The sequence below is a fragment of the Rhizobacter sp. genome (assembly GCA_021153565.1).
Lineage (GTDB): Bacteria > Pseudomonadota > Gammaproteobacteria > Burkholderiales > Burkholderiaceae_C > Albitalea.
In genome coordinates this window covers 1-7,772 of record JAJKJU010000157.1, presented here as the reverse complement: position 1 = coordinate 7,772, position 7,772 = coordinate 1, and the positions used below count along the sequence as shown (strand labels likewise).

10 protein-coding genes are annotated in these 7,772 nt (G+C 61.0%); 4 read left to right on the top strand and 6 right to left on the bottom strand.

Annotated features, from left to right (window positions below; genetic code table 11):
• Positions 1-124: 124 nt before the first annotated feature.
• A complete protein-coding gene (locus tag AC30NL_RS09650) occupies positions 125-421 on the bottom strand; it encodes a hypothetical protein (protein WP_489463787.1) in 297 nt (98 codons plus the stop codon).
• Between the two features lie 131 nt (positions 422-552).
• Between AC30NL_RS09650 and AC30NL_RS09645 the strand changes: the two genes are divergently transcribed.
• Complete coding sequence (locus AC30NL_RS09645; RefSeq protein ID WP_489463786.1) at positions 553-1,407, top strand: formate dehydrogenase accessory sulfurtransferase FdhD; 855 nt, start codon at positions 553-555, stop codon at positions 1,405-1,407.
• Positions 1,408-1,637: 230 nt separating this feature from the next.
• Here AC30NL_RS09645 and AC30NL_RS09640 read toward each other — a convergent pair whose 3' ends face one another.
• Positions 1,638-2,168 (bottom strand): Mpo1 family 2-hydroxy fatty acid dioxygenase, encoded by a 531-nt coding sequence (locus tag AC30NL_RS09640; RefSeq protein WP_489463785.1) that lies wholly within the window; start codon positions 2,166-2,168, stop codon positions 1,638-1,640.
• A 221-nt stretch (positions 2,169-2,389) separates the two neighbouring features.
• Between AC30NL_RS09640 and dcd the strand changes: the two genes are divergently transcribed.
• The 3 genes from dcd to AC30NL_RS09625 all read left to right on the top strand — a co-directional run bounded on the left by dcd (position 2,390) and on the right by AC30NL_RS09625 (position 4,337).
• A complete protein-coding gene (gene dcd, locus AC30NL_RS09635; RefSeq protein ID WP_489463784.1) occupies positions 2,390-2,959 on the top strand; it encodes a dCTP deaminase in 570 nt (189 codons plus the stop codon).
• A gap of 87 nt (positions 2,960-3,046) precedes the next feature.
• Positions 3,047-3,919 (top strand): KPN_02809 family neutral zinc metallopeptidase, encoded by an 873-nt coding sequence (ypfJ, locus tag AC30NL_RS09630; protein ID WP_489463783.1) that lies wholly within the window; start codon positions 3,047-3,049, stop codon positions 3,917-3,919.
• A 13-nt stretch (positions 3,920-3,932) separates the two neighbouring features.
• The gene (locus tag AC30NL_RS09625) at positions 3,933-4,337 is read left to right on the top strand and encodes a DUF1801 domain-containing protein (RefSeq protein ID WP_489463782.1); all 405 of its coding nucleotides are present in this window, start codon (positions 3,933-3,935) and stop codon (positions 4,335-4,337) included.
• Positions 4,338-4,500: 163 nt separating this feature from the next.
• Here the strand turns inward: AC30NL_RS09625 and AC30NL_RS09620 are convergent, their stop codons facing one another.
• From AC30NL_RS09620 to AC30NL_RS09605, 4 genes are all read right to left on the bottom strand, one after another.
• Positions 4,501-4,749, bottom strand: a complete 249-nt coding sequence (locus AC30NL_RS09620; protein WP_489463781.1) for a hypothetical protein — start codon at positions 4,747-4,749, stop codon at positions 4,501-4,503.
• 41 nt (positions 4,750-4,790) lie between these two features.
• Positions 4,791-5,432, bottom strand: a complete 642-nt coding sequence (locus AC30NL_RS09615; RefSeq protein ID WP_489463780.1) for an NAD(P)-dependent oxidoreductase — start codon at positions 5,430-5,432, stop codon at positions 4,791-4,793.
• Positions 5,433-5,506: 74 nt separating this feature from the next.
• Complete coding sequence (locus tag AC30NL_RS09610; protein ID WP_489463779.1) at positions 5,507-6,658, bottom strand: alpha-hydroxy acid oxidase; 1,152 nt, start codon at positions 6,656-6,658, stop codon at positions 5,507-5,509.
• Positions 6,659-7,045: 387 nt separating this feature from the next.
• Complete coding sequence (locus tag AC30NL_RS09605; protein ID WP_489463778.1) at positions 7,046-7,414, bottom strand: cyanovirin; 369 nt, start codon at positions 7,412-7,414, stop codon at positions 7,046-7,048.
• Between the last annotated feature and the right edge of the window lie 358 nt (positions 7,415-7,772).

Here is a 7,772-nt window from a genome sequence, read left to right as displayed (position 1 = left end):
GCCCGCTCATCACGCCAAAAGCCCCCTGCTCGTCGTTGCAAATGCTCGCCATAGCCAAGCTATGGCTGCGCTTTGCGCCTAGATCAGGCGCCTTTTGACGTACTCGGACACGTTCGAAATACTCTCAGCCTCTCAGCACATAGCTCTTGTTGTCGGTCGACGCGGAGATGCTGAACACCTCGCGCGGCCGTATGCTTCGCATGACAGCCGTGACCTGCGGCGCATCCAGTTTCCACATGGGTAGCGCAGCCGCAGCAGCCTGCTGATCGGCGTTCACGCTCAAGGCGTCTCGCAATTGCGCCCAGCGATGCTCTCGATCGGAGGCATGGAACACAGCGGCGAAGATCCAAAGCAGCAGCGTGATGACCGTCACCAAGGCCACGCTCAGCACGGCTGCGATCGAGAGCTTGCGATTCTTCATCGATCCCTTCCGTGGATCTTCGTCCATTCGCTCCCCGTCTTTGAATATACGACTCGTTCCGCGGTGCGGCTACCACTCAAACCCGACAGTGGCGCGCCATGGTCGCGTTGCCAACGTATGCTTGCGACACCATGACGCTACGCCTCACCCAAGCCCATGCACCGCTGACCCGGGACGTGACCGTGCTCGACGAATTCGGCAGCGAGCGGCACATCACCATACCCGCCGAGCGCGCTTTGACGGTGTTCGTCGACAACCGGGAGCTGGTCACTCTGATGACGCTCGGGGCCGCGCCCGAGCTGCTGGTGCTTGGCTACTTGCGCAACCAGCGCCTGGTCGATTCGGTCGCCGACATCGAATCGGTGACGGTGGACTGGGACGTCGAAGCCGCTGCCGTGAAGACACGCGCCGGCATCGAACGCTTCGACGAGAAAACCGCCAGGCGCGTGGTGACGACGGGATGCGGGCAGGGCACGGTGTTCGGCGACCTGATGAGCGAACTCGACACCATTCGCTTGCCTGGAGCCCATGAACCCACGGCGCGATTGAGCCAGGAAAAGCTCTACGGCTTGCTCAACGCGATGCGGCTTCAGGAGAGCACTTACAAGTCGTCCGGCTCGGTGCACGGCTGCGCCTTGTTCAGGCAGGACGAGTTGCTGACCTTTGTTGAGGACGTCGGGCGCCACAACGCCATCGACACGATTGCCGGCTGGATGTGGCAGCACGACGTGGATGGCGGCGACAAAATCTTCTACACCACGGGGCGGTTGACGAGCGAGATGGTGATCAAGTCGGCGCAGCTGGGCGTGCCCATCGTCGTGTCGCGAAGTGGCATCACGCAGATGGGCTACGAGCTTGCGCTCAGGCTGGGGCTGTGCCTCTTCGGTCGCGCCACGAACAAGCACTTCATCTGCTACTGCGGATTCGAGCGCTTCGACTCGCAGCCCGAACCCGCGCCCTTGGAGCCTATGGAGCGAAAGCGGTAAACGCCGGTGTCGCAAGCAGCACCAACGCTATCAGCAAGAGGGCCAGCGCGGATCAAAAAAGTGGCGCGTCAGAGGCTGAGAGTTTTTCGAGCGTGCCCGAGCAGCGCGTCAAAAGGCACCTGATCTAGGCGCAAAGCGTAGCCACAGCCCGGGCTATGGCGAGCATTTGCAACGACGAGCAGGGGTGTTTTGACGTGATGAGCGGGCATGATCGAAATACTCTCAGCCTCTCAGGTAAGCGGATGCGCGAGGTCGCGCAGCATGGTCGGGCCGACGCGGTGCTCGATCTCTTCAAGCAGCGGTTTGCACAGGCCGAATGAGAAGAGCATCTCGCCCGTGACGAACATCGGGCCTACTAACAGGCCGACGAAGTCGTCGATGAAGGCTGGCTTGCGCCCTTCGTAGTAGTGGCCGATGAACTGCAGCACCCAGCCGAGAACAAAGATGGCGATGCCCCAGGTGAGCCACGACGCGGTGCTACCGGCTGCGAGGGGCTGTGCCAAGGCCATCAGCACACCCGTGGCTGCCGAGACGACGGTACCTAGAACCAGGTTGCCGCGTGTCAGGTACCACACGGCAGACACCCCCCACAGCATCCACGCTGGCGTGAGAGACACGTGGTTGATTGCGAAGCTTGGCCGGGCAAGCAGCACGCCTACCGCGAAGACGATCAGCGGAATGCCGACGAAGTGCGTGGTGATGTTGCGGCGATCGCGGTGGTAGGCCGCGTACTGGACCATCAATTCCGTGGCGTTGCGCATCAGAGTTGTCTCCTTGGACGGTGTCGCCCGTCGTTTCCTATGGCGTTGATGCTAGTGCAGCACACTGGGGCGTGGCTGTCAAAATGCGGGACACCTCGCCACGGCGCGCGTCTGAACTCCCTTTCCCTGGGAGCCCCTGGGGCAGGGGAGAGAGCGGCGCGATCAACCGACACTTGTGGCTTGACGCGTCACTAGAATCGCGGCAACTCCAGGAACCTGCAATGAGTATCAAGAGCGACAAGTGGATACGGCGCATGGCCGAACAGCACGGCATGATCGAGCCGTTCGAGCCCGGCCAGGTGCGCAGTGCGCCTGACGGGCACCGAATCGTGAGCTACGGCACGTCGAGCTATGGCTATGACATCCGTTGCGCGCCGGAATTCAAGGTTTTCACGAACATCTACAGCACGGTGGTGGACCCGAAGGCTTTCGACGAGAAGAGTTTCGTGGACATCGAGTCCGACGTCTGCATCATCCCGCCCAACAGCTTTGCACTGGCTCGCACGGTCGAGTACTTCCGCATTCCACGCAGCGTGCTGACCATTTGCCTGGGCAAGAGCACGTATGCCCGCTGCGGAATCATCGTCAATGTCACGCCTTTCGAGCCGGAGTGGGAAGGCTATGTGACGCTGGAGTTCTCGAACACCACGCCGCTGCCCGCGAAGATCTACGCGGGTGAGGGCTGCGCCCAGGTGCTCTTCTTCGAAAGCGACGAGGTCTGCGAGACGAGCTACAAGGACCGCGGTGGGAAGTACCAGGGGCAGCGCGGGGTGACCTTGCCCAAGACCTGAATACCCGCTTCGGGCACGCCGGTTGCCGCTTCCGGGTTAATGGCAGACGCGTACGATGCTCCGAACGCTATCCGAGGGGGACAGGCCATGAAGTGGGAAGGCAATCGCGAGAGTGAGAACGTCGAGGACGGACGCGCCAGCGGCGGCGGTGGAGGGTTCCGACTGGGTGGTGGCAGCCTCGGCATTGGCTCCATCGTCATCGCGGTGGTGGCGGGCTGGATTTTCGGTATCAACCCCCTGACCATCCTCGGCATCATGAGCGGCGGTGGTGGTGCTCCGCAAACGCAGCAGGCTCCCGCCCACAAGCCCCCGAAAGATGACCAGATGGCACGTTTTGTCTCGGTCGTGCTTGCCGACACCGAGGACGTCTGGCGTGCAAAGTTTCGCGAGGCAGGCGGGACTTACCGCGAACCGAAGTTGCACTTGTTTCGCGGCAGTACGCAAACCGGCTGCGGCGCGGGACAATCCGCGATGGGTCCGTTCTATTGCCCAGCCGACGAGAAGGTTTACATTGACCTCAACTTCTACGAAACCATGCGCACGCGCCTGGGCGCCCCGGGCGACTTTGCGCAGGCCTACGTCATCGCCCATGAAGTCGGCCACCATGTGCAGAAGCTGATGGGCATCACCGACAAGGCCGACAGCATGCGCCGGCGCATGAGCGAAACCCAGTACAACGCCATGAGCGTGCGCATCGAGTTGCAGGCCGATTGTTTCGCCGGCGTGTGGGCGCACGACGCGCAGGCGGCGCGACAGGTGCTGGAGCAGGGCGACGTTGAAGAGGCGCTCAATGCCGCCACGCAGATTGGCGATGACACGCTGCAGCGCAAGGCACGGGGCACCATCCAGCCCGAGACCTTCACCCACGGCACCAGCGCGCAGCGCGTGTCGTGGTTCAAGCGCGGCCTCCAGACGGGCAGCGTGCCCCAGTGCGACACCCTCCAGTCACGAGAGCTTTGACGAGGCATTGGCGATGCGATCCATCCTCCGACCTGCTGCATTGATCGAGACCTGGTTCGACAACCTGCGACCCGAGCAGCACGACTTGGCCAGAATCCTGCGCTCGTTGGTGCAGGCCGCGTCACCGGATCTCGTGCCATCGGTAAAGTGGGGCAACCTGATGTTCACCTACGCGGGCACACATGCGGTGGCCATCGTGATGCACAAGGATCACGCGAACCTGCAGATCTTCAACGGCGTATCGTTGGCCGACCGCTTTCCTGAACTCGAAGGCACCGGGCGCGGCATGCGCCACGTGCGTTTTCGCTACAGGTATCCGGTGGACGAAGATCTGGTGCGCGAACTCGTTCAGGCCTGCGTGGATCTGATGGAGTTGAGCCCACGCACCGGGCCGGGGGCGCTCACCGAAGAGCAGTGATCCAGTCGCAGCGAAGCCGCCCTGCGCGATGCAGCTTTGAGCGCAGGGCGACGTAGTGCAGTGTTCCACGCTATGCGGAACTTAATAAGACCGGTGGATTTGGCCGCGTGGCTAGGCGCAAACCGCAGCGATACCCGTGGTATCGCGAGGATTTGCAACGACGTCACGGGGCCAAAGACGCGGTCTTATGTTCCGCATAGCGTGGAACACTGCAGTAGGTACGGGGCAGGAAGAGCAGCGCGATGCAGGCGACCGTGGCGAGCGGCACGCTGAGCACCATGGCCACTGCACCACCAACCCAACCGCTCATCCACAGCGTCAGGATGATGTCCCAAGTGTCTTTTTCGATGGGGTGGTCACGCGAATGACGTGCGTGCCATAGCTTGAGCGCTTGATACTGATCGAGCGTCATGGCAGGCCCCCAACACAAGCGGCTTCCTCCCTCTCAGCCTTTCAGTAGGCCACTGTGAATCGTTGGCGGATATGGGCGGGCTTTTCGAGTTCGTCGACGATGGCGACAGCCAGATCCTCGACCGAAATGTTGCCCGGCATGTCGCCGTTCATCAGCACCTCGTCGCGGCCCAAGCGGAAACGTCCGGTGCGCTCGCCTGGGGCCAGGAGCGGGGCCGGTGAGACGAAGGTCCAAGCCAGCGCCTTTTCTTCAAGAAAGACCCTGTACGCATCGCGCCCCGCGAGCGCTTCCGTCTTGTACTCGGCCGGGAATTGCGGCGTGTCGACGAGTTGCACGCCCGGTGCCACATAGAGGCTGCCCGCACCACCGACCCACAGGATTCGCGTCACGCCCGATTGCTTGGCGCCGCCGATGAGGGCCTGCACGCCGGCGAGATAGATCTGTGTGAACTCGTCTTTCCCGCGCGGAGCGTTGTAGGCGCTGACGATGGCGTCGTGGCCCTTGGCCGCGTTGGCGAGGCTTGCCGCATCGGATGCGTCGGCAACGACCACACGAACGCTTTTCTGCGGCGTGACCTTGCCCGGCGCGCGGACGATGGCGGTGACCAGATGGCCGCGCTGCAATGCTTCGGCCAAGACCTTGGAACCGACGAAGCCGCTGGCGCCGATGAGTGCGATGTTCATTGGGAATTTCCTTGTGAGATGGATGCATAAATGAATCGGTCCTGCGTCTATCACCGATCCGGCCCAGTTTCAGTCTATTGCGGATAGGTGCCTGGGAGGAGGATGCTTCGGTCGACATTGCGAATGTCGGTGCAGCCGCAAAACGCCGCGGTCAGGTCGAGTTCGTTGCGGATGAGCTCCAGCGTCTTCGTGACGCCCTCTTCACCCATCGCGCCGAGGCCATAGAGGAAGGCGCGTCCGATGAGTGTGCCCTTCGCGCCGAGCGCCACGGCCTTCAGCACGTCCTGACCGGAGCGGATACCGCCGTCCATCCAGACCTCCGTTCGCGAACCCACGGCATCAATGATGCCGGGCAGTACGTTGATCGATGATGGGGCGCCGTCGAGCTGACGCCCGCCGTGGTTCGACACGACGATTGCATCCGCGCCGGTGTCGGCGGCGAGCCTTGCGTCTTCGGCATCGAGGATGCCCTTCAGGATCAGCTTGCCGCCCCAGCGGTTCTTGATCCATTCCACGTCGTGCCAGTTCAGCGCCGGGTCGAACTGCCCTGCCGTCCAGGCGCTGAGCGAGTTCATGTTCTCGACGCCCTTCACATGGCCAATGATGTTGCCAAACTGGCGCCGTTTCGTGCCAAGCATGCCCATGCACCAGCGTGGCTTGGTCATGAGATTGAGGATGTTTGCGATCGTCGGCTTGGGCGGCGCTGACAGCCCGTTCTTGATGTCCTTGTGCCGCTGGCCAAGGATCTGCAGGTCGAGCGTCAGCATCAAGGCACCGCATTTCGCCGCCTTGGCGCGCTCGATCAGTCGCTCGATGAAGGCGCGGTCGCGCATCACGTAGAGCTGGAACCAGAACGGTGCCTTGGTATGCGCCGCGACGTCTTCGATCGAGCAGATGCTCATCGTCGAGAGCGTGAAGGGAATACCGAATTTTTCAGCCGCGCGTGCTCCGAGGATTTCACCGTCCGCATGCTGCATGCCGGCAAGGCCAGTCGGGGCAATCGCGACCGGCATGGCTGTCTCCACACCGATCATGGTCGTGCGCGTGCTGCGGTTTTCCATGTTCACGGCCACGCGCTGGCGCAGCTTGATCTTCTGGAAGTCGCTTTCGTTCGCGCGATAAGTACTCTCGGTCCACGAGCCGCTGTCGGCATAGTCGTAGAACATTCGCGGCACGCGACGCTCGGCGAGCACGCGAAGGTCCTCGATGTGGGTGATGACTGTCATGGGGTGGGATGCTAGTGCAGTGAACTAGCGGCGAGCGCAACATTGCAACCCGAAGATTTTCAGATTTCATCGCGTACGCGACGGCGCCATGCCATGAATTTGGCGACAAGGGATGCTGGGGGGGGGCGCGAAGTGGTGTCGAGGAGCGGACGCAGGGCGCGCCAGCAACGAGTCCCGACGGTGCAAAGATTTGGCCGCGCGTGTGATGCCGTGTTTCGCTGGGCGTCAAGTCGAGGGCCAGATCACGAGCGTAGAGAAATGAAATCCGTTTAATGGGTCGACCGGGCGCTGGATTTGCAGCGCCCGGCAGACTTGCCGTGACAGGATTTTTGTGGGATTGTGTTTAAACCCCGAGATCCGTCAATATTCAGATATGAATATTAAATGTCACTTCTTTTGGATCATCAATTCTCCGTTGATATTCGCAATATCGCCATTTGCTGGCGTGTATTTCGAAATATCGAGCGTTGCCCATTGCCAGCTGCCATCTATTTTTCGGCAATAGGCGGAAAGGACGGAAGATACATTTTCAGTGGTCTTCTGATAGCTGCCGTTCGGAATATATCCGGTGGTTGGCACCGGATCGTTCTCCGGCTGCAGGGAGCCATCCAGGTTGACCAGGCCACCGGACAAGTTGGTGATGTTCGCCCCGGCGGCGATCCAGCTCTGATCTCGGCGTTGGGCCTTGCCGTAAAGGTTGACGTTGACTTGTGAGGACGATTGAAGGTAGCTGCCTTGCGGAACAAATCTGGACATAGATAACTCCCTGTGAAGGTAATTGCGCCCTGTTGAATTTACAACCTCGCCTGCCGCTGACGCGGATCGGCAAACGAGTCAAATCCTTCAGAAATCAAATATTGCTCGATGACACTGATGGACCGCCTTGATCGGCTGGCCGGATTTGATACCTTGCAAAGTATCTGGTCAAGGCTATCAATAATCCAAAAGTGGGATTGGCGTCGAGCGTCCTTTTCGTTCTGATTCGAAAAGGGATTCTTCATATGTCAAGTAGGTTAACTGTCCCATCCCGTGTGATCATGTGCCAATCCGCAGCTGGCCGCTGTTCCGAGCCAGAGACCTTTTGCGGGGTGTTATCGAAGCCTTCCAACACGAG

What these genes read in the sequence shown, in the direction of transcription:
- AC30NL_RS09650 (WP_489463787.1), bottom strand. Translation starts at nt 421, where the DNA reads ATGAAGAATCGCAAGCTCTCGATCGCAGCCGTGCTGAGCGTGGCCTTG.
- AC30NL_RS09645 (WP_489463786.1), top strand. Translation starts at nt 553, where the DNA reads ATGACGCTACGCCTCACCCAAGCCCATGCACCGCTGACCCGGGACGTG.
- AC30NL_RS09640 (WP_489463785.1), bottom strand. Translation starts at nt 2,168, where the DNA reads ATGCGCAACGCCACGGAATTGATGGTCCAGTACGCGGCCTACCACCGC.
- dcd (WP_489463784.1), top strand. Translation starts at nt 2,390, where the DNA reads ATGAGTATCAAGAGCGACAAGTGGATACGGCGCATGGCCGAACAGCAC.
- ypfJ (WP_489463783.1), top strand. Translation starts at nt 3,047, where the DNA reads ATGAAGTGGGAAGGCAATCGCGAGAGTGAGAACGTCGAGGACGGACGC.
- AC30NL_RS09625 (WP_489463782.1), top strand. Translation starts at nt 3,933, where the DNA reads ATGCGATCCATCCTCCGACCTGCTGCATTGATCGAGACCTGGTTCGAC.
- AC30NL_RS09620 (WP_489463781.1), bottom strand. Translation starts at nt 4,749, where the DNA reads ATGACGCTCGATCAGTATCAAGCGCTCAAGCTATGGCACGCACGTCAT.
- AC30NL_RS09615 (WP_489463780.1), bottom strand. Translation starts at nt 5,432, where the DNA reads ATGAACATCGCACTCATCGGCGCCAGCGGCTTCGTCGGTTCCAAGGTC.
- AC30NL_RS09610 (WP_489463779.1), bottom strand. Translation starts at nt 6,658, where the DNA reads ATGACAGTCATCACCCACATCGAGGACCTTCGCGTGCTCGCCGAGCGT.
- AC30NL_RS09605 (WP_489463778.1), bottom strand. Translation starts at nt 7,414, where the DNA reads ATGTCCAGATTTGTTCCGCAAGGCAGCTACCTTCAATCGTCCTCACAA.